The sequence below is a fragment of the Aquitalea pelogenes genome (genome assembly GCF_001515305.1).
Taxonomy (GTDB): domain Bacteria; phylum Pseudomonadota; class Gammaproteobacteria; order Burkholderiales; family Chromobacteriaceae; genus Aquitalea; species Aquitalea pelogenes.
On the sequence record NZ_LNQV01000010.1, the window covers coordinates 48,214 to 73,362 of the forward strand.

The following is a 25,149-nucleotide window of genomic DNA, read 5'->3' on the forward strand; positions in this document are numbered from 1 at the left end:
TGCTCCGCCTTGTGTATAAACAGTGATGTCATGCCAGCCTTCTGCCATGCGGCAACATGCAGGCGAGGGCATATTCCGCATGCAGCAGCACATGGGTGTCAGGCATGCAAGCATCTTCCCGCTGCTGCGCGACGACGAATCAAGGGAGAGATGCGGTAGCGGCTCTCGCCATAATGGCTATGCAGTGCTTCAAGTACCTGTGCCAGGCGGGCAGTACCAAAACCATCTGCCCAGGCCAGAGGACCGACCGGGTAATTGGTGCCGTAGCGCATCGCCAAGTCGACATCTGCCGCGCTGGCGATGCCAAACAGCACGGCATCAGCCGCCTCGTTGGCCAGCATCGCCATCGTGCGCATCACCACCATCCCGGCGATGTCATCAATGGGCAGAATCGTGATTCCCGCCACCTGCAGCAAGCCGGCGGCTTGCTCCAATACACCTGTTGCGGCCTGATCTGCGACGCATAAGGCCAAGTGGCTTGTACTTGCGTAGTCCTGGGCCAGATCAAACAGCACCCAGTTCGGGTGTTCGGTTTCCGCAGCGCGCACCGTGGCAGTCCGGCCATCAGTCAATGCCAGTCGCAGATCGCCAGCCAAGGCCAGGTAGCCCATGCCTTGCGCCGCTTGCCGCTCGACCGCAAGCCCGGCCTGCTGCAATCGATGCACCAGTGGCTCGGCAATACCAAGATCGCCAACCACCCGCACCTTGTGCGGTGCGGCTTGTCGCGCCAGTGCTGGCGGCTCGGCTTGTGATGCCTGCTCGCGATAATCGTAGAACCCCCGGCCAGCCTTGCGTCCCAACCAGCCCGCTGCCACACGCTCCTGCTGTTGCAGCGAAGGTTGAAAACGGCCGTCGTGGTACATGGCGGCAAAAACCGAGCTGGTCACAGCAAAATTGACGTCGTTGCCGATCAGGTCCATCAATTCGAATGGTCCCATCGGAAACCCCCCTGCCCTGCGCAGCAAGGTGTCAATCACCTCGGGCGGGGCCGCTGCTTCGGCCATGATTCGCAGCCCCTCAGCGTAGTAAGGACGGGCCACGCGATTGACAATGAAGCCTGGTGTTGACTGCGCCCGCACCGGCAGCTTGCCCCAGGCGCGGACCATGTCACACAGGATGTCGACCACCGCCGGATCCGTCGCCAAACCGCAGATCACCTCGACCAGCTTCATCTTGGTGGCGGGGTTGAAAAAGTGCAGGCCAATGAGTCGTTCAGGGTGAACAAGGCCACGCGCCAGCAGGGTGATTGAAATCGATGAAGTGTTGGAGGCTAGGATGGCTGACTCGGACAACACGGCTTCCAGCGCCCGGAACAAGGCCTGTTTCGGTTCTGCCAGTTCGACGATGGCCTCGATCACCAGTGCGGAATCAGCCAGTTCTGCCAGCGTGGAAACCGGATGTAGGCGCGCACAGGCAGCATCCAGTTCCGCAGCAGTCCATTTGCCACGATCCACCAGCACCTGCCATTCGGCACTGATCAAAGCAGGTGCCGCCAGGGCGGAGGCAGCATCCATATCGAACAGGTAAACCTCATGACCCGCTCTGGCAGCGACCGCGGCAATACCCCGGCCCATGGCACCGGCTCCCACTACGCCGATACGATCCTTGCTTGTCAGTGCCATCTCATTTCCCCACAAATTGCGGTATGCGCTTGGCCATGAAGGCCGCCACACCTGCGCCATAATCAGCGCTGTAGCCAAGTTCGCGCTGAAAAGTACGCTCCAGTTCAAGCTGCTGCTCCAGCGTATTGCGCTCGGCAGCATGCATGGCCTGCTTGATGCGTGCATAAGCCAGCGTCGGCCCCTCGGCCAACAGGCGGGCGGTACTTGCCACTTCGGCAGCAAAATCAGCATCGTCTACGCATCGCCAGATCAGCCCCCATGCAGCGGCCTGCTCGGCGGGTAACTTGTCCGCCAGCAATGCCAGGCCCATGGCACGTGCATTACCCAACAACCGGGGCAGGAAAAAGCTGCCGCCGGAGTCCGGCATCAGGCCGATCTTGCTGAATGCCTGGATAAAACTGGCCGATCGTGCAGCGATGACAATATCGCAGGCCAGCGCGATATTGGCCCCAGCCCCTGCAGCCACGCCATTGACCGCCGCAATCACTGGTTTTGGCATATTTCGCAAGTGGCGCACCAGTGGAGCGTAATAGCGTTCAATCGACTCTCCCAGATCACGCGGGGTATCCGAAGGAGCGACCGTCCGGTCGGATAAGTCCTGCCCGGCACAAAAGCCCCGCCCGCTACCAGTCAGTACCAGTACACGTACCGCTTCGTCCTGGCTGAGCTGCTCCAGTGCCTCTGCCACTTCACCGTGCATGTCGACATTGAAACTATTCAAGCAGTCGGGTCGGCTGAGTGTCAGGGTGGCGACGCCAGCTTCAATATCGAGGCGAATATGCTGAAAAGGGCTGCGCATGTGGTTCTCCGTACAGTTAGCTGCCCGATAAGCCACTCATAGCCAACAAGCAGTTAAGTCAATGTTTTAAATACATATTTCTCATAACAACAGCGCGATAGCTGTGCCTAATGCCGACCCAATCTATCATTGACCGACCGGTAAATCAATATTAGAGTGATCCAGGTCAAGGAAACTTTTCAGCACCTGTTTCCACGACAGAGTTCCGCAAGCATCAGCCCCTGATCAGGCTCGAAAAACACCATTCGGCCTTTGTATTGAAAGGAATGAAGCGATGGCAAATCCGCTATTTGCACGACATGAAGCCACCTTGCACCAGGCCTTGAACGCCATTCGTGAACGTGGTTACTGGACTCCATATCCGGAGACACCGAGCCCGAAAATTTATGGGGAGGCGGCCGCCGATGAAGGCAGGGCAAGGTTCGAGGCCCTGCTTGGCAGCACATTCGATTTTCCCGGCCAGCCGCCAGCCAGCGGTCTTGTCGGTAGCGAACGTTCGCCCTACAGCGGCGCACTCAATATCCGCTACCCGCGCTTTGAAGTTGAGACCCTGATCGCCGCTTCGAGCGCTGCGCTCGACAACTGGCGCCAGGCCGGGCCGGAAGTCTGGGTGGGAGTGTCGTTGGAGATTCTTGCGCGGCTTAACAAGCACAGTTTCGAGATGGCCCATGCGGTGATGCATACCACCGGCCAGGCCTTCATGATGTCGTTTCAGGCAGGTGGCCCACATGCGCAAGACCGTGGACTGGAGGCTGTCGCCTACGCCTGGCGTGAAATGTCGGCCATTCCGGCTGCAAGCAGCTGGAGCAAGCCGCAGGGCAAGAATGAGCCGGTCGTGCTGCAAAAGAACTGGAAAATCGTGCCGCGCGGCATTGGTCTGGTCATTGGCTGCTGCACCTTCCCCACCTGGAATGGCTATCCGGGACTGTTCGCCAGTCTGGCCACCGGCAACACCGTTATCGTCAAGCCACATGCAGGCGCGGTGCTGCCGATGGCCATCACAGTAAAGATTGCTCGCGAAGTGCTGCAGGAAGCCGGCTTCGACCCGAACGTGGTGCTGCTGGCCGCCAACCAGAGTGGTGAACCGCTGGCCACCAAGCTGGCGGAAAACGCATCAGTCAAACTGATTGACTTCACCGGCAGCCGTAAAAACGGTGAGTGGCTGGAGGCCAACTGTCGGCATGCACAGGTTTACACCGAGAAAGCCGGTGTTAACACCATCGTGATCGACTCGACCCACGACTTCAAAGGACTCAGCCGCAACATTGCCCTGTCACTGGCCTTGTACGGCGGACAAATGTGTACTGCGCCGCAGAATATTTTCATTCCGGCTGATGGCATTGACACTGCAGAAGGACATCTGCCTTACGAGGAAGTGGTGGCTGGCATTGTCTCGGCCATCAATGGCCTGACCGCCGACCCGGCCAAGGCAGTGGAGTTCCTGGGTGCCATCCAGAACCCAGGGGTGCTGTCCCGGCTGGAGGCGGCACAGAAGCTAGGTCAACCCTTGCTCGACAGCCATGCCATCGCACACCCGCTCTATCCCGAAGCCGTCGTGCGCACACCGTTGCTGCGCGCCCTGTCGGTACAAGACCAGGCCATCTACCAGGAAGAGCATTTCGGTCCGATCGCCTTCGTGATCAAGACCGGCAGCAGTGCTGAAAGCCTTGCCATTATTGAAGACACGGTACGCAAACACGGTGCGCTGTCGTTCTCGGTGTACAGCACCGATGCCACCGTACAGCAGCAGGCACAAGCAGTTGCCGAACGTGCCTGCATCTCACTGTCCCTCAACCTCACCGGCAGCGTGCTGGTCAACCAGTCGGCTGCATTCAGCGACTTCCACGGCACTGGAGGCAACCCGGCGGCCAATGCCGCGCTGTCGGACAGCGCCTTCGTAGCCAACCGCTTCCGTGTGGTACAAACCCGCCGTTTCGCCTAAGCCACTTGTCGCCCGGTATTTGCCGGGCGTTTTTCATCTTGTTTGCAGAAAGATCGCACCATGCAGTGCTATGCAATTGACGGAGTGATTCCTGTGGTCAGCCCGGACGCCTTCATCCATCCCTCAGCGACATTGATCGGTGACGTTGTGGTTGGCGCAGGCTGCTATATCGGCCCGGGTGCGGTACTGCGCGGGGACTTTGGCCCTATCCGCATTGCCACAGGCAGCAATATTCAGGACAACTGCGTGCTGCATAGCGGGGTAGATACTCCCTTGATCGTCGAAGAAAACGGTCACGTCGGCCACGGTGCCGTCTTGCACGCCTGCCATCTGGAACGCGGGGTGCTGGTCGGCATGAATGCCGTTGTGATGGATGGCGCACGGCTAGGCAGTCAATGCATCGTCGGCGCGATGGCCTTCATCCCGGCGGGCAGGATTTGCGCTCCTCGCCAGTTGCTGCTGGGCCTGCCAGCCAAAGCGGTGCGCACGCTCAGCGAGGCGGAAATCATTGCCAAGCAGCGCGCGACACAGGCTTATCACCATCTGGCCATACGCTGCCGTCGCAGCCTGGTAGCGGTGCAGCCTTTATCCACCCTCGACGCCAAGCGCCCCAAGCTTGATCTATCCGTATTCACGGCAAGCGCAGCCGAAACCCCCGGCACTGACTGAATGACAAGCAGCGCTATACCAGCCCACGCAGCAGGGCAAGCCCGGCCCCCAGGAGAATATGTGATGAACGACACTAAATTGGAATTAATCCTGCAGCATCCTGATTTCCAGCAATTGATCGACAAGAAGACCCGCCTTAGCTGGTCGCTGAGCGCGGTGATGCTGGTGATTTACTACGGTTTCATTCTGCTGCTGGCATTTTCACCAGGCACATTAGCCCGCCCCATCAGCGATGGCGCGATCACCATCGGCATTCCGGTCGGAGTGGCCATCATCCTGCTGACGTTCGTGCTGACCGGTATCTATGTACGGATAGCCAATCGCGATCTCGATCCACTCAACGAAAAAGTGCTCCGGGGGTTCATGGCATGAAGCGCCTGTCTTATCTGCTTACGCTGTTGGTGTTCGGCCTGAGCAGCCAATCCATTTGCGCCGCAGCAAGCAATCCGATATCCGCCAGTCCCAGGCCGCTGAACTGGAACGCCATCACCATGTTTTTGGTTTTCGTCCTTTTTACACTGGCCATTATCAGGTGGGCGGCCAAACGCACCCGCTCCGCTGCCGACTTTTATACCGCTGGTGGCGGCCTGAGCCCCTTGCAGAACGGCCTGGCGATTGCCGGTGACATGGTATCGGCTGCGTCATTTCTGGGCATTTCAGCCATGATGTTCGACAAGGGCTACGATGGTCTCATCTATGCGCTGGGTGTGCTGGCGGGTTGGCCCATCATCCTGTTTCTGATTGCCGAGCGCTTGCGCAACCTGGGCAAGTTCACCTTTGCCGACGTGGTGTCTTACCGGCTGGCGCAAACGCCAGTGCGGATTACCGCCGCGCTAGGCACACTGACAGTGGCCATCATGTACCTGGTAGCGCAGATGGTTGGGGCCGGTAAATTGATCGAACTGCTATTTGGCACCAGTTACCTGTCCGCCGTCATGCTGGTTGGGGTGCTGATGGTGCTGTACGTCACCTTTGGCGGCATGCTTGCCACTACCTGGGTACAAATCATCAAGGCCGTACTGCTGCTGGCCGGCACCACCTTCATGGCCTTCATGGTGCTGTCGCACTTCGGTTTCAGCCCGGAGGCGCTGTTTGCCGGTGCCGCCACGACGCATGCCAACGGCAAAGCCATCCTGGCACCGGGCGGCCTGGTTTCCGACCCTGTTGACGCCATCTCGCTGGGGCTGGGCATGATGTTCGGCACCGCCGGCCTGCCGCATATCCTGATGCGCTTCTTTACCGTTGCCAATGCCAGGCAAGCACGCAAATCGGTGTTTTACGCCACCGGTTTTATCGCTTATTTCTATCTGCTAATCCTGATCGCTGGCTTTGGAGCCATCGTGATGGTGGGTAGCGAACCCGACTTCCACGATGCAGCGGGCAACATCATCGGCGGCAATAACATGATTGCGGTCCACCTGGCTCAAGCTGTCGGCGGCAACCTGTTTCTTGGTTTCATCTCGGCAGTCGCTTTCGCCACCATTCTGGCCGTGGTCGCTGGGCTGGCCCTATCAGGTGCCTCTGCCATTTCGCACGACCTGTACGCCACGGTCCTTTGCAAAGGGAGTGCCAGCGAACAGAGTGAAATCAGGGTGTCCAAAATAGCCACCTTAGCCATTGGCATCCTCGCCATCGTACTGGGCCTACTGTTTGAAAAGCAGAACATCGCCTTTTTATCCGGCCTGGTCTTGGCAATTGCCGCTTCGGTCAATTTCCCGGTTTTGTTTCTGTCCATGTTCTGGAAAGGACTGACTACCCGTGGAGCCGTAGTTGGCAGCCTTGCCGGGCTGCTATCAGCGATTGTCCTGTTGATACTCGGCCCGACAGTGTGGGTGGGTATCCTGCAGCACCAGACCCCACTATTCCCCTATGCCAATCCGGCTTTGTTCTCCATGAGCATTGCCTTTGGCAGTGCCTGGTTATTATCCGTACTCGATGACTCACCGCGCGCGCAGGAGGAACGCCAGCGCTATCTTGCACAGTACATCCGGTCGATGACCGGTATTGGTGCAGCAAGAGCCAGCCAGAAGCATTGAATGGCACCCTGCAAGCAGGCAGATACAGGCAGCTCTCCTGCTTCTGCTTGGCATAAGCTCAAAATCAGCCAGCTACTCACCGTACACCCACCGCCAGACAGCTTCTGGCGGTGATGGAACCAAAGCAGGATGCAGCGAAATGAAACTGGCCGGTGGGACTGCGGAGGGGCTACACTGACAGTGCAACACGCAGTCTTCCTCATCCTTACAACAACAGGAAAATGCGATGACCCACTCCCGCTACCACGCCCCGCTGCAAGACCGCAGCACTGACGACGACGAAGACGACGATGTGAAACTGCCCGCCTTCCGCCGCTATGAATCACAAGGTGTGATCCGCCAGATTTCCTACTATCTGTCCGGCGAAATTGTCGACCCCATCCAGTACACCGACCTGCTGTACACCCTGCGCACCGCCAGCGCCACAGACCTGATCTTCCTGCACCTCAACACCCCCGGCGGCAATTTCGACACCGGCTTGCAGATCATCAACAACATCGCCGCCAGCGAGGCGCACGTCATCACCATTCTGGAAGCCCGCGCCTTTTCCATGGGAGCGCTGATCTTTCTGGCCGGGGACGAGCTGATCGTGCATGACACCTGCCAGCTGATGTTCCACAACTACTCATCCGCCTCGGTGGGCAAGGGTAACGAACAGGCAGCGCAGGTGATGGCCAGCCGCAAATGGTTCGACAAGGTGATGCGCAATGTCTGCCGCCCCTTCCTGAGTGATCAGGAACTGGAACGCATCAGCAAGGGCGAGGACATCTGGCTGGATACCGACGACATCCGCCGCCGCCTGCTGCATCTGCAAAAAGGAGAACCGGCAGTCAAGCCCAAAGGCACGCGGGCCAAGGTGAAACCGGTACCGGTCAGCGCCAGCGAAACCGACGCCGCCAAACCGGCACGCAGCAGCCGCAAGAGCAAGCCTGCCTGAGGCCACAAAATAGGGTAATGCCCCTGTGGCAAGCAGACACCGCACCGCAGGGGTGTGGCGAGCCGCGCTCAATCCACAATGAACAGCCGCGCCCCGGTCCGGGTTGACGAGCGGTGCGGCTCGGCTTCATCGGCCACCTGATAACTCAGGCCGGGAGTCAGCATGAAGCGGCGGCCATCGGCCAGCTCGGTCAGCAACTCACCTTCCAGACACAGCAGGATATGGCCCTTGCGACACCAGTGGTCGGCCACATAGCCGGGGCTGTACTCCACCATGCGCACGCGGATGTTGCCGAACTGACAGGTACGCCACAGCGCCATGCCGCTTTCGCCGGGATGCTCGGTAGGGGCAATGGCCGACCAGTCGGTCACGCCAAACGGGATAGTGTCGATTTGCATGCTGCGCTCCATCTCGGGCTGATCAAGCAGACAGCTTAACCCAGCACACCCGGCATGGCATGCAGCAGGCAGGAAAAAGCCCGGAGCGCGCTCCGGGCCTGCTGGTTGAAACGCAGCGGATTTATACCGCTTTTTGCTTGCCTTTGGACTTGCGCACCACGGCAACATCGCTGGCGGCATCGCGCAAATGCGCTTCGCACCAGGCCCGGCCATAGTAGCTGTCCAGCAGCAGCTGTTTGAGTTCGCTGATCAAGGGGTAGCGCGGATTGGCCCCGGTGCACTGGTCGTCAAACGCGGCTTCGGCCAACTGGTCGACCCGGGCCAGAAAGTCCGCCTCTTCCACGCCGGCAGCCTGAATCGACATGGGGATGTTGAGCATCTGCTTGAGCTCGTCCACCCACTGCACCAGTTTTTCCACCCGTTCGTGATCGCGTTCGCCTTCCAGCCCCAGGTGACGGGCGATTTCGGCATAGCGCGCCACGCTCTTGGGCCGGTCGTACTGGCTGAACGCGGTTTGCTTGGTCGGAATATCAGCCGCGTTGTAGCGGATGACATTGCTGATCAGCAAGGCATTGGCCAGACCATGCGCCAGGCCGAACTCCGCACCCAGCTTGTGCGCCATGGAGTGGCATACACCCAGGAAGGCATTGGCAAAGGCGATGCCGGCAATGCTGGCGGCGTTATGCACTTGCTCGCGCGCTTTCGGGTCGCGTGCGCCGTTCAGATAGGCCGATGGCAGGTAGTCTTTCAGCAGCTTCAGCGCCTGCAGGGCCTGCGGGTCGGAATATTCGTTGGCCATCACCGACACATAAGCTTCCAGCGCATGCGTCACCGCGTCGATGCCGCCAAAGGCAGTGAGCGACTTGGGCATGTCCATCACCAGATTGGCATCCACAATGGCCATGTGCGGGGTCAGCTCATAATCGGCAATCGGGTATTTCACCCCGGTTACTTCGTCGGTCACCACGGCAAACGGCGTGACTTCCGAGCCGGTGCCGGATGTGGTGGGCACCGCCACCAGCATGGCCTTGCCACCCAGCTTGGGGAACTGGTAAATGCGTTTGCGGATGTCCATGAAGCGCAGCGCCAGATCGGCAAAATGCACTTCTGGGTGTTCGTACATCACCCAGATGATCTTGGCCGCATCCATCGGCGAGCCGCCGCCCAGCGCCATGATCACGTCCGGCTGGAAGGCATGGGCCAGTTCGGCACCCTTGCGCACCACGGCCAGCGTGGGGTCGGCAGGCACATCGAAGAATACTTCCACTTCCAGGCCCATTTTTTTCAGCAGCCGCACCGGCTCATCCACAAAGCCGTGCTCCAGCAGGTAATGCCCGGTCACGATCAGGCAACGCTTTTTGTCCGCCAGGTCTTCCAATGCCACCGGCAGGCAGCCACGGCGGAAGTAAATGGACTTGGGCAGTTTGTGCCACAGCATGTTTTCCGCCCTCTTGGCCACGGTTTTCTTGTTGATCAGGTGTTTCGGGCCGACGTTTTCCGAGATGGAATTACCGCCCCAGGAACCGCAACCCAGCGTCAGCGACGGGGCCAGGCTGAAGTTGTACAAGTCGCCGATGCCGCCATGCGAGGACGGGGTGTTGATCAGGATGCGCGCGGTTTTCATCTTGTCGCCAAAATAGCGGATGCGCTCGCCTTGCAAGTCCTGATCGGTATACAGCGCCGAGGTGTGGCCGATACCACCCAGTGCCACCAGTGCAGCAGCCTTGTCGCAGGCATCGGCAAAATCGCGGGCGCGGTACATGGCCAGCGTGGGCGACAGCTTTTCGTGGGCGAAGGCTTCGTCATTGCTCAGATCACTCACTTCGCCAATCAGCACCTTGGTGTCCGCCGGTACGGTAATGCCGGCCATGGCGGCAATCTTCACGGCGCTCTGGCCGACAATCGCAGCATTCAGACTGCCACGGTTGAGGATGACACCCGCCACGGCGGCGGTTTGCTCTGCGCTGAGAATGTAACCGCCATGGCGCGAAAAACGTTCGCGCACGGCCTCGTAAATGCTGTCCACCACGATGACTGACTGCTCGGACGCACATACCACGCCGTTGTCGAAAGTCTTGGACATCAGGATGGAGGCCACGGCGCGCTTGATGTCGGCGGTTTCGTCGATTACCGCCGGGGTATTGCCTGCGCCCACGCCAATGGCGGGTTTGCCGGAGGAATACGCGGCCTTCACCATGCCGGGGCACCGGTGGCCAGGATCAGGTTGATGTCCGGGTGCTGCATCAGTGCGTTGGACAACTCGACGCTAGGCTCGTCTATCCAGCCGATGATGTCCTGCGGTGCACCAGCAGCCACGGCGGCTTCCAGTACCAGCCGTGCCGCTTCGCAAGTGGAACGCCGCGCCCGCGGATGGGGCGAGAAGATGATGGCATTGCGGGTTTTCAGCGCGATCAGCGCCTTGAAAATGGCCGTGGAGGTGGGGTTGGTGGTGGGCACGATGCCGCACAGGATGCCGATGGGTTCGGCAATGGTGATGGTGCCGAAGCTGTCGTCTTCCGACAGCACGCCGCAGGTCTTTTCATCCTTGTATTTGTTGTAGATGTACTCGGAGGCAAAGTGATTCTTGATCACCTTGTCTTCCATCACCCCCATGCCGGTTTCTTCCACCGCCATGCGTGCCAGCGGAATGCGCGCATCCGCCGCAGCCAGCGCCGCGCTGCGGAAAATCACATCCACCTGCTGTTGGGAGAATTCGGCAAAAACCGCCTGGGCCTGTTTGACACGCGCTACCAGCGCATCGAGTTGTTCCAATGAAGATACCGACATGACATGACTCCAATGACAAAAAAGAAATCTGCCCGGGCTGCATGACATTCAGTTGATCGCCGTATTTATCCGGCAGGCTTTGCCAAATAAAAACTGAATATACAGCCCTGCATGCTGTAATTAATCCACTACAACCATGCAAATAAAATTGTTAGACAAACAAGGCCAGTGCCTTTGTTTTACTGGAAAAATCATTATTAAAGGCAGATTACTCTTTTTATCTGTTCATCGTTTTGCGCCAGGCCAAGTAAACAAGTCGTCAGCAACAGAAAACAGGATGTCCAGGTAAATCATTCAAAGTCCGGTTCAGTCAGCCTGTAGTCTGTCACTTACAAAAACAGACTGAACAAAAAGAAAAACCGCCAGCGCGGATCGACGCGGTGGCGGTTCTGGTACAGGAAAAGTGCTGCGTTCAGCGCATGAAGCTGTATTTGAAATACTGGCCCTGCTTCATCAGTTCGCGGATCTTGCCCGGTTCGGTCTCGCCGTTCAGATTGGTGATGATCAGCTTGCCAGCCCCCTGGCGCAGATCGTTACGGAAATCGTAGAACGCCCCCAGGATGGCCAGATGCCCGGCTTCCACCTCGCCGGAAAACTTCAGGATGGCGCTTTCCACCTGGTTATTCACATTCAGTAGCGCGCCATCGGTAGGATCGATGCCTTGCGGAATGTTGATGGTGGCCAATTCCTTGCGGATGGCCGGTTCCAGCTTGCTGTAATCGGCCGAGGCTGCCTTGATGGCACCGCAGGCGGCATGGCCGACAAAAATCAGCAGCGGGGTATGCAGATGGCGCACCCCGTACTCCACCGAGCCCTCTGCCGTGGCCAGCTGGTTGCCGATGTCGCGCACCATGAACAGGTCGTTGACGGCGCTCTTGTCCATCACCTCGCTTTGCACCCGGGAATCGGAGCAGGTGACTACCGTGGCGCGCGGCGTCTGCTTGTCGGCAAAGGTCTTGAAATAGGCGGCATTGTGGTGCGCCATGTAGTCACTGTTGTCGTGCAGGATGGTCGTTACCGCGGCACGCACTTGCTGCACCTCGGAGCCATGGCCGTGTTCGTCATGGCTGCTCTCCTCCGGCTTGCGTTCCACCGCCTTGGGTTTGGCTTTGGCACGGCGCGGCTTGGCCGCACGCCTGGCCTCATGCACTACAGCGCCCGGGGCATGTACCTCGGGGCTCGGGCCCACTGGCGCTTTCAGCAGAGGTGCCGCCCCTTGCTTTACTTCAGGCTGCAGGGTTTCCGGCTCCTTGGGCTTGGCGCGCGCCGCCGCCATGGATGCAGCCAGCTTGCCCGGCAACACGATGGTCTTGGTCGGTGCTTCCGCTGCGGCCGATGCCGCCTGCTTGCCCGGCAAGACAATGGGCTTGCCGTGTTCGGCAGGTGCCGCAGCCTTTTCTTCGGCCTGCGCCACGGTTACCAGCAAACCACCCCCGAGTAGTATGACCGCCGCTTGCAGCGAACGGATCTGCCATGTCTTGTTCATCACGCCTTGCATCCTGTTATTGATATGGAGAAGCCATTCAGTCCGGAACGAGCCCCGGCCGGAGAGAACGGCTGATCGGCACGCTTCGCCGACAAACCTAGAGTTATTTATAGTGTCAGGCTGCTGGCAACGCCGCTTTTCCCTTGCGCAGGTGATGGCTGGCGATGGTACAGCACTTGTTATCTGTCATATCGACCGGTTTTTACCAAACTTAACATTCAGACTGCCTGGCCGAAGACCTTCCCTCGCCCAGCAACACCCCACCCAGCACCAGCAGGCAGGCCAGCCATTGCGCCGGAACCAGGGTTTCATCCAGCAGCCACCACGCCAGCAGGACGGTAAACAGCGGAATCAGATTGATAAAGGGCGATGCCCTCGACACCGGCATCTTGCTGACGGCCCAGGTATACAGGCCATATGCCCCCAGGGTGACGAACACCCCCAGGTACACCACCATCAGGCTGGGCCAGAGCGGAAAATGACTGGGCCAATGGCCCCAGGGGCTAAGCAGGGCCAGACCAAACCAGACGCTGCCCAGCACCGTCTGCATGCCGGTAATGGCCAGTGCCGAATAACGACGCGACAGGCGCTTGGCAATCAGCACATAGCCGGTGGCGCACAACATGGCGCAAAACTCCAGCGCATTGCCCAATACCGGGTTGGGTGCCTGGGCAGATACCTGGTTGTCCAGCGTCAGCCACAGCACCCCGGCAAAGGAAATGACCAGCCCCAGCCAGCCACGCGGGCTCATTTTTTCATGCAGGAACAACATGGCGCCCACCCCAGTGAGCAAGGGCAGCGTGGCAGTAATGACCGATGCCTGTGCCGCACTGGTATTCACCAGCGCCTGGGCTTCAAACAGAAAATACAGACAGGGCTCGGCCAGGCCCATGGCCAGCATCCAGCGCCAGTCGCCACGCTGGTAACGCCAGCGCTCTGCCCGCTGCCACAACAAGGGCAGAATGCAGCAACTGGCCAGCACCATGCGGGCGAACAGCACCGCCAGCGGGTCGAACACGACAAAGACGATTTTCAGCGCGATAAAGGCACTGGCCCAGAGCAGCATGGCGGCGCTGAGCGCAAAAGTGGGCAACATGAGCAATCCATTGCAAAAGGAAAACCACCGGTGCTGATCACCGGCGGCGCTCATTTTCCCACATCCGGCCTTAGCGCGTGACTTCGGGAAAGACTTCCAGCACCTTGCCAGTCAGGGGCTGGGTCAGGGCGCGCAGATAACTCCGGGCAATCTGCTCACGGCTCACCGGCATGAAACCGGCAAAGGCCCCGGCACCGCGCTCATCCCCCGCCACCACGCCAGGGCTGACCAGATTCACCCGCGCCTGTCCCCACAACTCCTGTGCCGCCGAGCGCACAAAGGCAGCCAGACCGGCATTGACCACACTGGCGCAACTACCTCCCAGAATATGCTCGCGCTCCAACAGGCCGGAAGTGAGCACGAATACCGCCCCCGCGTGCAGGTGGCGCGCACCGATCTGCACCAGACGCACCTGCCCCATCAGCTTGTCATGCAGGCCCGACTGCCAATCGTCCTCGCTCAGCTGTTGCAAGGGCTTGAACGGCACATGGCCGGCGGTCACCACCACGGCGTCCAGGTCCGGATGCGCCTGATACATGGCCTCGATGCTGGCCGGGTCGGTCATGTCCACCCGCACCTCAGCATCATGACGCCCGCCCACCAGCACCTCATGTTCTGTTGACAACAATGCCACCACGGCACTACCGATAACACCACGTCCACCAATAACCAGTACTTTCATTGCCTTGCCTTTCTTGATTGAGCATCGTTCTGAAAATCACGCCAATCAATCATACACAGGACAATTTCACAGATTAATCCCAATAAAACGACTTCAATGTTCAAAATTTGAAACAATACAGAATAAGCCTCTCTGACCGACGGTCTGTTAAGAAAATTCCTGGCACTGTTCAGGAAACTGGGCAGCCTTATGCTAATATCGTGAAAAACGCCGTCAAATACATCGCCCTTACCACGCACTGTTCTGCCATGAAAACAAATCCCACTCCATCGCCCGATGCCCTGCTGGCTTTTGATGCACTGGCGCGCAAAGGCAGTTTCACCGCCGCCGCCGATGACATCGGCTGCGCCAAAAGCCGCATCAGCCAGCTGGTGAAAGAGCTGGAACAGCAGCTTGGCACCGTGCTGGTGCTGCGCAACACCCGCCGCGTGGCACTGACCGAAACCGGCCGCCGTCTGGCCGAACACGCCCGCCAGTTGCGCGAGATGCTGGAAAAAGTGGGGCCGGATATCGAAGAAGCGCAGGGCCTGATCGAAGGCCCGCTGCGCATCAGCGCCACCGCCTCGTTTGCCCAGTACCTGCTGGCTCCCATGCTGTCCGAGCTGGCTGCCTGCCATCCGGATCTGGAACTGGAGCTGCGTGCGGAAAACCGCCTGCAAGACCCGATCAACGACGGCGTCGACTTCTGCATCCGCTCGCGCAATGTGCACGACGACCGCCTGGTGGCCAAGCCGCTGGGCTTTGTCTGGGAAGCGCCCTACGCCTCGCCCGAGTATCTGGCCAAGGCCCCGCCGCTGAACAGCCCGGACGACCTGTGCCGTCACCGCATCCTGCTCAACAGCCATCATGTCTATGGCCGGGAATGGCGGCTGGAAAAAGACGGCGAACTCAAATCCATCACCACCCGTCCCATGCTGGTGTGCGACCAGTACGCCTCGCTGATTTCCGGCCTGATTGCCGGCCACGGCGTGGCCCTGCTGCCGCACTATGTGGCCAGCCATTATCTGGAAAGCGGCCATCTGGTACGGGTACTGCCCGGCTGGCAAGGCGGCAGCTGGCCGGTGTACCTGGTATTCCCGTATCGCCAGCCACTGCCGAAAAAATACGAAGCCTTCATCCAGCATGTCACCCCGCGCCTGCGCGCCGTGCTGGAAGAGCGCCCGCTATACTCCGGCGACTGAAGCCGCGCACCTGCCCGGCGCTTGATCCAGACCAAAGCCAATGGCAGCCGCCTTTGGCACAATCGCGCGCAATACTGCAACGAGAATCAGGCGCAATGCGCCGCATGAGGGCCGTAATGGAACATCTGGATATCTTGATCGTCGGCGGGGGCATGGTGGGCAGCGCCCTGGCCTCTGCACTCAGTGGCAAGGGCCTGAAGCTGGCCGTACTGGAACAGACCGCGCCCACGGCGTTTGACCCGGCTCAGGCACCGGACCTGCGTGTATCAGCCATCAGCCCTGCATCAGCACAGTTGCTGGAACGCCTGGGCGCCTGGCCACGCATTCTCGCAATGCGCGCCGCTCCTTACCGCCGCATGCAGGTATGGGAAGACCAGGAACAGAACGGCACCCTGTTTGATGCCGCCGAAGCCGGTGTGGACGCACTGGGGCACATCGTGGAAAACCGCATCGTACAGCTGGCCACCACCGCCTGCCTGCAAGAAAAAGACGACATCCGCTATATTTGCCCGGCGCGCATTGCCAGCATTGTCTACTCGCCCAAGGCATCGCGCGTCACGCTGGAAGACGGCACCGTACTGGTCGCCCGCCTGCTGGTGGCCGCCGACGGTGCACGCTCCCAGGTGCGCGATGCAGCAGGCATCGGCATCACCAGTTGGGACTACCCCATGCATGCGCTGGTAGCCAGCTGCGAAATGGAATACGGCCAGCAGGACATCACCTGGCAACGCTTTACCGCCACCGGCCCGCAAGCCTTCCTGCCGCTCACCGGCCCGCATGCCTCTCTGGTGTGGTACAACACGCCCACCGAAGTGAAGCGCCTGCTGGCACTGAGCGACGAAGAACTGGTTTCCGCCTTCAGCGCCACCTTCCCGCAAAAGCTGGGCGGCATCCGCCAGCTGCTGGCACGCGGCTCCTTCGCCCTCACCCGTCGCCATGCGGCAACGTACGCCAAGGATGGCGTGGTGCTGGCCGGTGACGCCGCCCACACCATTCACCCGCTGGCCGGGCAAGGGGTCAACCTCGGTTTTCAGGATGTGGCCGAGCTGGCCGACATCATCAGCCGCGCCGTCAGCGAAGGCCGCGACTTTGCCGATATCAGCGTGCTCAAAGCCTACGAACGACGCCGCAAACCAGCCAATCTGGCCATGCAGACCGGCATGGACGCCTTCTGCTTCGGCTTTAGCAACAACATCCCGCCACTCAAGGCTGCCCGCAAGCTGGGGCTGAAACTGGCCGACAAGGCCGGCCCGCTCAAACGCGAAGTCATCCGCTACGCGCTGGGCTTGCCGCGCTAAGGCAGCAAGCTGCCAGCCAGACAAAAAGCCGGTGCAATACCGGCTTTTTGTTTGCAGCCCTCCCAGCACTGCCAATAAAAAACGGCCCTCGATAGGGCGTTTTTGCTTAACCGGCAGATGCAGGTTTAGGCGTTCAGTTCGCGAGCCAGGTACAGCCAGGTTTCCACCACGGTGTCCGGGTTGAGGGACACGGTTTCGATACCCTCTTCCACCAGCCACTTGGCAAAGTCCGGATGGTCGGACGGGCCCTGACCGCAGATGCCGACATACTTGCCAGCCTTGCGGCAAGCCTGGATGGCCATGTGCAGCATGGCTTTCACGGCTTCGTTACGCTCGTCGAAGGTGGCGGCAATCGGGCCACCGGAGTCGCGGTCCACGCCCAGGGTAAGCTGGGTCATGTCGTTGGAGCCGATGGAGAAGCCGTCGAAGAACTGCAGGAACTTGTCGGCCAGCACAGCGTTGGTCGGCAGTTCGCACATCATGATCAGACGCAGGCCGTTTTCGCCACGCTTCAGACCATTGGCAGCCAGGATTTCGACAACCTTCTCGGCTTCAGCCAGGGTACGGACGAACGGGATCATCACTTCCACGTTGACCAGACCCATCTCGTCGCGCACCTTCTTGATGGCGCGGCATTCCAGGTCGAAACAGTCACGGAAGGATTCAGCCACGTAGCGTGCAGCACCACGGAAACCGATCATCGGGTTTTCTTCGTGCGGTTCGTACAGCTGACCGCCGATCAGGTTGGCGTACTCGTTCGACTTGAAGTCGGACATGCGCACGATGACCTTTTTCGGGGTGAAGGCTGCGGCCAGGGTAGCAACACCCTCGGCAATCTTGTCCACGTAGAAGTCAACCGGGCTGGCATAACCGGAAATGCGATCGCTGATGGTCGCCTTCAGGTCGGCCGGCAGGGTGTCGAATTCCAGCAGGGCTTTGGGGTGAATACCGATCTGACGGTTGATCACGAATTCCATGCGGGCCAGACCCACACCTTCGTTCGGCAGCTGCGCGAAGTCGAAGGCCAGTTCCGGGTTACCCACGTTCATCATGATCTTGACCGGAGCAGCGGGCATCTTGTCCAGCTCGAGGTCGATGATTTCAACGTCCAGCAGGCCATCGTAGATGTTGCCGGTATCGCCTTCGGCGCAGGAAACAGTCACCTGCATGCCTTCGGACAGTACGTCGGTGGCATCGCCACAGCCCACAACAGCCGGAATACCCAGTTCACGCGCGATAATGGCAGCGTGACAGGTACGGCCACCGCGGTTGGTGACAATGGCAGCGGCACGCTTCATCACCGGTTCCCAGTCCGGGTCGGTCATGTCGGTTACCAGCACGTCGCCCGGCTTCACGCGGTCCATTTCGGACGCATCCTTGATGGTGCGCACGGTGCCCTGGCCAATCTTCTGACCAATGGCGCGGCCTTCGCACAGCACGGCGGACTTGCTGTTCAGACGGTAGCGGCGCAGGGTGTCCTTGCGGTCTTCCTGCGACTTCACGGTTTCCGGACGGGCTTGCAGGATGTACAGCTTGCCATCGCCACCATCACGGCCCCACTCGATGTCCATCGGGCGGCCATAATGTTTTTCGATGATCAGCGCGTATTCAGCCAGCTCGGCTACTTCAGCGTCGGTGATGGAGAATTGCTTGCGCAGTTCTGCCGGCACATCCACGGTCTTGACCGAGCGGCCAGCCTGGGAAGCATCGGTGAATTCCATCTTGATCAGCTTGGAACCCATGTTCTTGCGGAGCACAGCCGGACGACCTGCCTTCAGGGTCGGCTTGTGAACGTAGAATTCGTCAGGGTTGACGGCACCTTGCACCACGGTTTCGCCCAAGCCATAGGAAGCGGTGATGAACACCACGTCTTCAAAGCCGGATTCGGTGTCGATGGTGAACATCACACCAGCAGCGCCCGTGTCGGAACGCACCATGCGCTGTACACCGGCGGACAGGGCCACAACGTCGTGGGCAAAGCCTTTGTGTACGCGGTAGGAAATGGCGCGGTCGTTGTACAGGGAAGCAAAAACATGCTTCATGGCATCCTTGACGTTTTCAAGGCCACGAATGTTCAGGAAGGTTTCTTGCTGGCCTGCGAACGAGGCATCGGGAAGGTCTTCTGCGGTTGCGGAAGAACGGACTGCTACGGAAATATCTGCACCACCGGAATCGGCGACCATCTTGTCCCAGGCAGTCTTGATATCTTCATCAAGCTTGGCCGGGAAAGGAGTATCGATGATCCACTGGCGGATTTCCTTGCCAACGCGGGCCAACTCGGTCACGTCGTCGATGTCCAGTTTGGACAGCGCGGCGCTGATCTTGTCAGCCAGGCCATTGTGCTGGAGGAAATCACGGTAGGCATCCGCAGTAGTCGCAAAACCACCGGGGACTCGGACGCCCGAGCCTGCCAATTGACTGATCATTTCGCCCAGGGAGGCATTCTTGCCGCCTACCTGTTCAACGTCAGTCATGCGCAGTTTCTCGAACCAGATGACGTAGTTCTCTGCCATCACTTCACTTCCTGTATTGGATTGGACGGATAGAAAACCCGCATTCTAGCCGAATACCACCGCGTTTGCGTAGCCCATTTTGCGGCGCACAACACAAGGGTTTGCCCCATATCAATGCAAACAAGGCTGATGAATGGTCAATCCGGGGGTGTTTCTTTGCAGATTTGTGACTGCGATGTAGTGTGGCGACTACAACAAAAACCATGATGGTGGCGGATCAGGGCCAGATCATGGCAAAAACAGCATCAACACCGACCCGCTGCCTTGGCAGGGGCGTCGAGGGGTATAATCTGTCACAACTTTTTTCCCATTGCTTCCGAAACAGGTGCATCCATGCCACACCGTCGCTCCGCCTTTTTCATTTCTGACCGCACCGGCATCACCGCCGAATCGCTGGGCAACACCCTGCTGACCCAGTTTGATACGCTGGATTTCAAGCGCGAAGCCATCCCCTTCATCGATACGGTGGAAAAGGCCCAGGTCGTGGCCCACCACATTCGCGCCGTAGCTGAAGCGGACGACCTCAAGCCTCTGGTGTTCACCAGCATCGTCAACCCGGAAGTGCGCGAAGTGCTGCACATCGACAATGCGCTGGTGGTGGATTTCTTCGACACCTTCATTGGCGAACTGGAAGCCGAGCTGGGCCAGAAGGCCTCGCTCACCCTGGGCAAGGCGCATGGCGTGGGCAGCGAAGAGAAATACGACCACCGTATCGAGGCGGTGAACTTCTCGCTCAATCACGACGACGGCGTGAAGCTGAAAGACCTGGCCGAGGCCGATGTGATTCTGGTGGGCGTGTCCCGCTCCGGCAAAACCCCGACCTGCCTGTACCTGGCGCTGCAATACGGCATCAAGGCGGCCAACTACCCGCTCACCCCGGAAGACCTGGACAGCCCCACCCTGCCCAAGATGTTGCTGCCCTATCGCAACAAGATGTTCGGCCTCACCATCGACCCGGCCGCCTGCACCACATCCGTCAGGAACGTCGCCCGGATTCGCGCTACGCCAGCCTGGACAACTGCCATTTCGAGGTAAACGAGGCCGAGTCCATGTTCCGCTTCCACGGTGTGCCCTTCATCAGCACCACGCACAAGTCGATCGAGGAGATCGCCACCACCATCATGCACAAGGCCACGCTGACCCGTCGCTTCTAAGACACAAGCGGCCCACAAAACCCCTGTTGCTGCACGCCCAGCCCCGCAACACTGCTTTGTGCGCCGCCCGGAAAACCGTGGATAGCAAGCGGCTGCGGCCTTGTGGCAACACACGGCGTATTGCGCTTGACGCCTGCTGCTGCGCCGTGGTGTGATAGAAAACATGAACTCCCGCATCGCATTCGCATCCTTCAACTGGTGGTGGCGCCTCTCCTGAGGTGGCACCGGCGACTGCGCACGCATACAACCCGGAGGCTGCCGACAAGGCGGATCCGGGTTTTGTTTTGTCTACGTTCCGCCTTGTCGATGGTTTCCGTTACTTGATCAGCAACAGGAACACGACATGAAACCGAGCGACATCACTTCCCAGGACATCATTCTCACCGGCGACCGCACCACCGGGTCGCTGCACCTTGGCCATTACGTTGGCTCCTTGCGCAACCGCGTGTTGCTGCAAGACCGCTGCCAGCAATTCCTGCTGCTGGCCGACGCCCAGGCGCTGACCGACAATATGGGCAATTACCTGAAAGTGCGTGACAACGTGCTGCAAGTGGCGCTGGATTATCTGGCGGTGGGCATCGACCCGGCCAAGAGCACCATCTTCATCCAGAGCCTGGTGCCGGAGCTGACCGAGCTGGCGTCCTACTATCTCAACCTGGTGACGGTATCGCGGCTGGAACGCAACCCCACCATCAAGGATGAAATAAAACAACGCGGCTACGAGCGCGACATCCCCGCCGGTTTCCTCACCTACCCTGCCGCCCAGGCCGCCGACATCACCGCCTTCAAGGCCACCATCGTGCCGGTGGGCGAAGACCAGATTCCGATGATCGAACAGACCAATGAAATCGTGCGTCGCTTCAATGCCAGTGTGGAAAACCCGGTACTGGTGGAAGCCAAGGCGATGGTTCCGGAAGTAGGCGCCCGCCTGCCCGGCATCGACGGCAAGGCCAAGATGTCCAAATCGCTGGGCAACACCCTCACGCTGTCCGCCAGCGCCGATGAAATCCGCCAGGCAGTGAAGATGATGTACACCGACCCCAACCATCTGCGCGTATCCGACCCGGGCCAGGTGGAAGGCAATGTGGTGTTCAGCTATCTGGATGCCTTCCATCCCAATATCGAACTGGTAAAACGCCTGAAGGACCACTACCGTCTGGGCGGGCTGGGTGACAGCGTGATCAAGCAGCATCTGGAAGAATGCCTGCAGGAACTGCTGGCCCCCATCCGCCAGCGCCGCGAGGAATACGCCCGCGACCCGGCCGCCGTACTGGCCATGCTGAAGGAAGGCACGGCGCGCGCCCGTCAGGTGGCGGCTGTCACCCTGAGTGAGGTGAAGGCAGCCATGGGGCTGAACTACTACTGATCCGCCACCATCCACCATGGCAACACGCCACCCCGCTGCGGGTGGCCGCCAACAGGAGAAGCACCCATGGAATTTGTCTATCAATGCCAGAATCTGGATGAAGTGCGCACGCAAATCGACCGTATCGACCGTGCGCTGGTATCGCTGCTGGCCGAACGCGGCCTGTATGTGAAACAGGCCGCCCGCTTCAAGCACAGCAACGAGGAAGTGGAAGGCGGCAAGCGGGTGGATCAGGTGATGCGCCGGGTGGAAAAACTGGCGGGCGAACTGGGAGCAGACCCCAGACTGACTGCCGAGGTGTACCGCACCATGATCAGCCACTTCATTGCCAGCGAGCTGCAGGAATTCGCCAGCATGGGCAAACCGCTGCCCACGGCTTAGACTGTCAGCCTGTACTTATCCTTCAGGAAACGACCATGACGCTGCTGCGCCCCCTGCTGCTGGCTGCCAGCCTGTCCAGCCTGCTTCCCCTGGCCCATGCCGAAGAAGTCGGCAAGGTATCCACCACCTTCCGCCTGCTCAGCCCCAACGACAAGGTGGTGGTGGAGGCCTTCGACGACCCCTCGGTGGCCGGTGTGGCCTGTTATGTATCGCGTGCCCAGACCGGCGGCTACAGCGGTGCGGTAGGCCTGGCCAAGGACCCGTCGCGCTTTTCCGTCGCCTGCCGCCAGATTGGCAACATCAGCTTTGCCAAACCGCTGCCGAAACAGGAAGAAGTGTTCAAGGAAAGCGCGTCCTTCATCTTCAAGCATGTGCGGGTGGTGCGCATTGTCGATGCCAAACGCAATACCCTGGTGTATCTGACCTACTCCGACAAGCTGGTGGACGGCAGCCCGGACAATGCCGTCACCGCCGTACCGGTGAGCGGCCAGAACATTCCGCAGAAGTAAGCGGCGGTGTCGATGAACCACACACTGGACCGCCCCACCCTCACCCTGCAACTGGCTGGGCAGCTGTGGGACTTCCTGTCAGCAGGCCGCAGCCATCAACCCTGCGATGTGCTGGTGGTATGCGGTTCTTACGACCTGAGAGTGGCAGAGCATGCTGCGGCCCTGCTGCAACAGGGCATTGCCCCGTACATGCTGATCAGCGGCAATACCGGCAACTGGACCCGCGATTTGTGGAACAGGCCGGAGGCCGACGTGTTTGCCGAGCGCGTGCTATCCCTCGGCATCAAGCCACAGCAAATAGTGCTGGAGCCGCAGGCACGCAGCTTTGCCGAGAACCTGTCCTTTGCCCGCGCCCTCTGCCCGGATGCACGGCGCGTTACCTTTGTCACCAAGCCCAACTCCATCCGCCGCGTCACCCAGACCCAGCCGATACACTGGCCGGATATCGACTTCTCCGTCGATGCGCCGGACTTCGCCTTTCCCTGGGGCGTGTCCAATATGGTGGGGGTATTTGGCCTGATCGAAGAAATGGTGGGCGATGTACACCGCCTGCTGCGCTATCCGCGGCTGGGTTTTCAGCAGGCGCTGCCCATTCCGGACGCGGTGCTGGATGCCTGGCAACAACTGATTGCGCTGGGTTACAACCGCCATCTGCTGCGCGGCAGCGCGCTGGATGACCTGCCCGCACCACGCGGCCAGACAGCAGGATGATGCGTTACAGCTGCACACGCAGCCCGTCGTAGCCGACTTCCACCCCCGGTGGACACAGTGCCGACAAGGCATGGTATTCCAGCCGGTGAATCATGTGGATCAACACCGTGCGGCGGGCGCCGATACGCGCCGCCCACTCCAGCGACTGATGGAAACCCAGGTGCGAGGGGTAGCCGTCCATGTTCAGGCAATCCAGAAACAGCACATCCAGCCCTTGCAGCAGCGCCAGGCTCTCATCCGGGATATGCGACAGGTCGGTCAGCCAGGCAGCATTGCCAATGCGCCAGCCCAGGCAGGGCCAGCTGCCGTGTTGCAAGGGAATGGGGGTAATGGACAGGCCATCATGTTCGAACGGACCATCCACCACTTCCGGCAGCAACACCGGCTTGTCCCACACTTTTGAAGGTGGTTGCAACGCATAGCCAAAGCGGCTGGTGATGTTGTCCATGGTAAAGGCATTGCCGTACAGCACTACCGCGCCTTGCTTGACGTAGCAGAAGGCGCGCAGATCGTCGATGCCGTTGAGATGGTCGGCGTGCGGATGGGTGTACAACACGGCATCCACCTGACGGACGCCCTCGCGCAGCGCTGCTGGCGCAGGTCCGGCCCGGTGTCGATCAGCAGGCCGTGCTCGCCACAACGGATGTAAGCCGAGCAGCGTGTGCGGTGATTGCGCGGGTCGGTGGAGCTGCAGGTGGCACACTGGCAGCCAATGGCCGGGGTGCCGGAGCTGGAACCGCAACCCAGGATGGTGATTTCCATTTCGCCAACACGTGGGGCCGTCATCGTGTCAGGCCGCCTGCCCGGCTTGCGGGCGCTGGATCTTGCTGAACAGGCGATAGAAGTTGTCGCTGGTGGCGGCGGCAACTTCTTCGAAACTGATGCCGCGCAGTTCGGCGACATGCTCGGCCACATGCCGCACATAAGCCGGCTCGTTCAGTTTGCCACGGTAAGGCACCGGAGCCAGATAGGGCGAGTCGGTTTCCACCAGCATGCGCTCCAGCGGCATTTTCTGTGCCACTTCCTTGATTTGTGCAGCGTTCTTGAAGGTCACGATGCCGGAGAAGGAAATGTAAAAACCGATCTCCAGCGCAGCCTGCGCCACTTCCCAGTTTTCGGTGAAGCAGTGCATCACCCCGCCACATTGCTCGGCACCTTCTTCACGCAGGATGCGGATGGTGTCGGCAGCGGATTCACGGGTATGGATGATCAGCGGCAAACCTGCACGCTTTGCCGCGCGGATGTGGGTACGGAAACGCTGGTGCTGCCATTCCAGATCGCCCTTGCACCAGTGGTAGTCCAGCCCGGTTTCGCCAATGCCCACCACGCGCGGGTGAGCCGCATGGGCCAGCAGTTCTTCTTCACTGAATTCTTCTGCCTCCGGGTCATCCGGATGAATGCCGACAGTGGCGTACAGATTGTTATGGTTTTCCGCCAGTGCCAGCACTTCGGGATATTTGGGCCGCGACACACCGATTACCAGTGCCAGCTCGACACCGTTGTGCTGCATATTGCCCAGCACCTCGGGCAGACGGCTGGAGAGATCGGGAAAATTGATATGGCAGTGCGAATCGACAAGCAT

23 protein-coding genes and 1 pseudogene are annotated in these 25,149 nt (G+C 59.8%); 12 read left to right on the forward strand and 12 right to left on the reverse strand.

The window, feature by feature from the left end:
* Positions 1–98: 98 nt before the first annotated feature.
* Together paaH and paaG are read right to left on the reverse strand one after the other, a co-directional pair.
* Complete coding sequence (gene paaH, locus AWT75_RS06125) at positions 99–1,622, reverse strand: 3-hydroxyacyl-CoA dehydrogenase PaaH (RefSeq protein WP_062788241.1); 1,524 nt, start codon at positions 1,620–1,622, stop codon at positions 99–101.
* 1 nt (position 1,623) lies between these two features.
* A complete protein-coding gene (gene paaG / locus AWT75_RS06130) occupies positions 1,624–2,421 on the reverse strand; it encodes a 2-(1,2-epoxy-1,2-dihydrophenyl)acetyl-CoA isomerase PaaG (RefSeq protein ID WP_062788244.1) in 798 nt (265 codons plus the stop codon).
* Positions 2,422–2,695: 274 nt separating this feature from the next.
* Between paaG and paaN the strand changes: the two genes are divergently transcribed.
* The 5 genes from paaN to AWT75_RS06155 all read left to right on the forward strand — a co-directional run bounded on the left by paaN (position 2,696) and on the right by AWT75_RS06155 (position 8,005).
* Complete coding sequence (gene paaN / locus AWT75_RS06135; RefSeq protein ID WP_062788247.1) at positions 2,696–4,363, forward strand: phenylacetic acid degradation protein PaaN; 1,668 nt, start codon at positions 2,696–2,698, stop codon at positions 4,361–4,363.
* 60 nt (positions 4,364–4,423) lie between these two features.
* Positions 4,424–5,032 (forward strand): gamma carbonic anhydrase family protein, encoded by a 609-nt coding sequence (locus AWT75_RS06140; protein ID WP_062788249.1) that lies wholly within the window; start codon positions 4,424–4,426, stop codon positions 5,030–5,032.
* A 63-nt stretch (positions 5,033–5,095) separates the two neighbouring features.
* The gene (locus tag AWT75_RS06145) at positions 5,096–5,404 is read left to right on the forward strand and encodes a DUF485 domain-containing protein (RefSeq protein WP_062788252.1); all 309 of its coding nucleotides are present in this window, start codon (positions 5,096–5,098) and stop codon (positions 5,402–5,404) included.
* A complete protein-coding gene (locus tag AWT75_RS06150; protein ID WP_062788254.1) occupies positions 5,401–7,068 on the forward strand; it encodes a cation acetate symporter in 1,668 nt (555 codons plus the stop codon). The genes AWT75_RS06145 and AWT75_RS06150 overlap by 4 nt, the downstream gene beginning before the upstream one ends.
* Positions 7,069–7,294: 226 nt before the next feature.
* Positions 7,295–8,005, forward strand: a complete 711-nt coding sequence (locus tag AWT75_RS06155) for a Clp protease ClpP (RefSeq protein WP_082695979.1) — start codon at positions 7,295–7,297, stop codon at positions 8,003–8,005.
* Positions 8,006–8,073: 68 nt separating this feature from the next.
* Here the strand turns inward: AWT75_RS06155 and AWT75_RS06160 are convergent, their stop codons facing one another.
* The 6 genes from AWT75_RS06160 to AWT75_RS06180 form a co-directional block, all read right to left on the reverse strand.
* On the reverse strand, positions 8,074–8,403 hold the full coding sequence (locus AWT75_RS06160) for a DHCW motif cupin fold protein (protein ID WP_045847259.1): 330 nt from the start codon (positions 8,401–8,403) through the stop codon (positions 8,074–8,076).
* Positions 8,404–8,524: 121 nt separating this feature from the next.
* Complete coding sequence (adhE, locus tag AWT75_RS06165) at positions 8,525–10,600, reverse strand: bifunctional acetaldehyde-CoA/alcohol dehydrogenase (RefSeq protein ID WP_275575692.1); 2,076 nt, start codon at positions 10,598–10,600, stop codon at positions 8,525–8,527.
* Positions 10,594–11,190, reverse strand: a complete 597-nt coding sequence (locus AWT75_RS23415) for an aldehyde dehydrogenase family protein (protein ID WP_275575693.1) — start codon at positions 11,188–11,190, stop codon at positions 10,594–10,596. The genes adhE and AWT75_RS23415 overlap by 7 nt, the downstream gene beginning before the upstream one ends.
* 412 nt (positions 11,191–11,602) lie before the next feature.
* Positions 11,603–12,676 (reverse strand): carbonic anhydrase, encoded by a 1,074-nt coding sequence (locus AWT75_RS06170; RefSeq protein WP_239689483.1) that lies wholly within the window; start codon positions 12,674–12,676, stop codon positions 11,603–11,605.
* 211 nt (positions 12,677–12,887) lie between these two features.
* Complete coding sequence (locus AWT75_RS06175; RefSeq protein WP_045847257.1) at positions 12,888–13,772, reverse strand: DMT family transporter; 885 nt, start codon at positions 13,770–13,772, stop codon at positions 12,888–12,890.
* A gap of 70 nt (positions 13,773–13,842) precedes the next feature.
* Complete coding sequence (locus AWT75_RS06180) at positions 13,843–14,454, reverse strand: short chain dehydrogenase (RefSeq protein WP_062788256.1); 612 nt, start codon at positions 14,452–14,454, stop codon at positions 13,843–13,845.
* A gap of 248 nt (positions 14,455–14,702) precedes the next feature.
* On the opposite strand from AWT75_RS06180, the gene AWT75_RS06185 reads away from it, so the two are divergent.
* Together AWT75_RS06185 and AWT75_RS06190 are read left to right on the forward strand one after the other, a co-directional pair.
* A complete protein-coding gene (locus AWT75_RS06185; RefSeq protein ID WP_062788305.1) occupies positions 14,703–15,635 on the forward strand; it encodes a LysR family transcriptional regulator in 933 nt (310 codons plus the stop codon).
* 116 nt (positions 15,636–15,751) lie between these two features.
* Positions 15,752–16,933: an FAD-dependent monooxygenase gene (locus AWT75_RS06190; RefSeq protein WP_082695980.1), complete on the forward strand. Its 1,182-nt coding sequence runs from the start codon at positions 15,752–15,754 to the stop codon at positions 16,931–16,933.
* Between the two features lie 125 nt (positions 16,934–17,058).
* On the opposite strand, the gene ppsA is transcribed toward AWT75_RS06190, so the two are convergent.
* Positions 17,059–19,446 carry a phosphoenolpyruvate synthase gene (gene ppsA, locus AWT75_RS06195; RefSeq protein WP_045847252.1) on the reverse strand — a complete coding sequence of 796 codons (2,388 nt, stop codon included), beginning with the start codon at positions 19,444–19,446 and terminating at the stop codon, positions 17,059–17,061.
* Between the two features lie 333 nt (positions 19,447–19,779).
* Here ppsA and ppsR point away from each other — a divergent pair.
* From ppsR to AWT75_RS06220, 5 genes and pseudogenes are all read left to right on the forward strand, one after another.
* A pseudogene (gene ppsR, locus AWT75_RS06200) lies at positions 19,780–20,600 on the forward strand (posphoenolpyruvate synthetase regulatory kinase/phosphorylase PpsR).
* A 343-nt stretch (positions 20,601–20,943) separates the two neighbouring features.
* The gene (gene trpS, locus AWT75_RS06205) at positions 20,944–21,966 is read left to right on the forward strand and encodes a tryptophan--tRNA ligase (RefSeq protein ID WP_062788259.1); all 1,023 of its coding nucleotides are present in this window, start codon (positions 20,944–20,946) and stop codon (positions 21,964–21,966) included.
* A gap of 66 nt (positions 21,967–22,032) precedes the next feature.
* Positions 22,033–22,347, forward strand: coding sequence for a chorismate mutase (locus AWT75_RS06210; RefSeq protein WP_045847249.1), 315 nt, complete (start codon positions 22,033–22,035; stop codon positions 22,345–22,347).
* 35 nt (positions 22,348–22,382) lie between these two features.
* The gene (locus AWT75_RS06215; RefSeq protein WP_062788261.1) at positions 22,383–22,856 is read left to right on the forward strand and encodes a CreA family protein; all 474 of its coding nucleotides are present in this window, start codon (positions 22,383–22,385) and stop codon (positions 22,854–22,856) included.
* A gap of 12 nt (positions 22,857–22,868) precedes the next feature.
* Positions 22,869–23,567, forward strand: a complete 699-nt coding sequence (locus tag AWT75_RS06220) for a YdcF family protein (protein WP_062788264.1) — start codon at positions 22,869–22,871, stop codon at positions 23,565–23,567.
* 4 nt (positions 23,568–23,571) lie between these two features.
* Here AWT75_RS06220 and AWT75_RS06225 read toward each other — a convergent pair whose 3' ends face one another.
* The 3 genes from AWT75_RS06225 to AWT75_RS06230 are packed head-to-tail and all read right to left on the reverse strand — an operon-like array spanning position 23,572 to position 25,149.
* The gene (locus AWT75_RS06225; protein WP_239689484.1) at positions 23,572–24,123 is read right to left on the reverse strand and encodes an MBL fold metallo-hydrolase; all 552 of its coding nucleotides are present in this window, start codon (positions 24,121–24,123) and stop codon (positions 23,572–23,574) included.
* Positions 24,039–24,353: an MBL fold metallo-hydrolase gene (locus AWT75_RS22675; protein ID WP_239689485.1), complete on the reverse strand. Its 315-nt coding sequence runs from the start codon at positions 24,351–24,353 to the stop codon at positions 24,039–24,041. Before AWT75_RS22675 ends, AWT75_RS06225 begins: the two co-directional genes overlap by 85 nt.
* Before the next feature lie 4 nt (positions 24,354–24,357).
* Entirely contained in the window at positions 24,358–25,149 is a 792-nt protein-coding gene (locus tag AWT75_RS06230) for a TatD family hydrolase (protein WP_062788267.1), read from the reverse strand.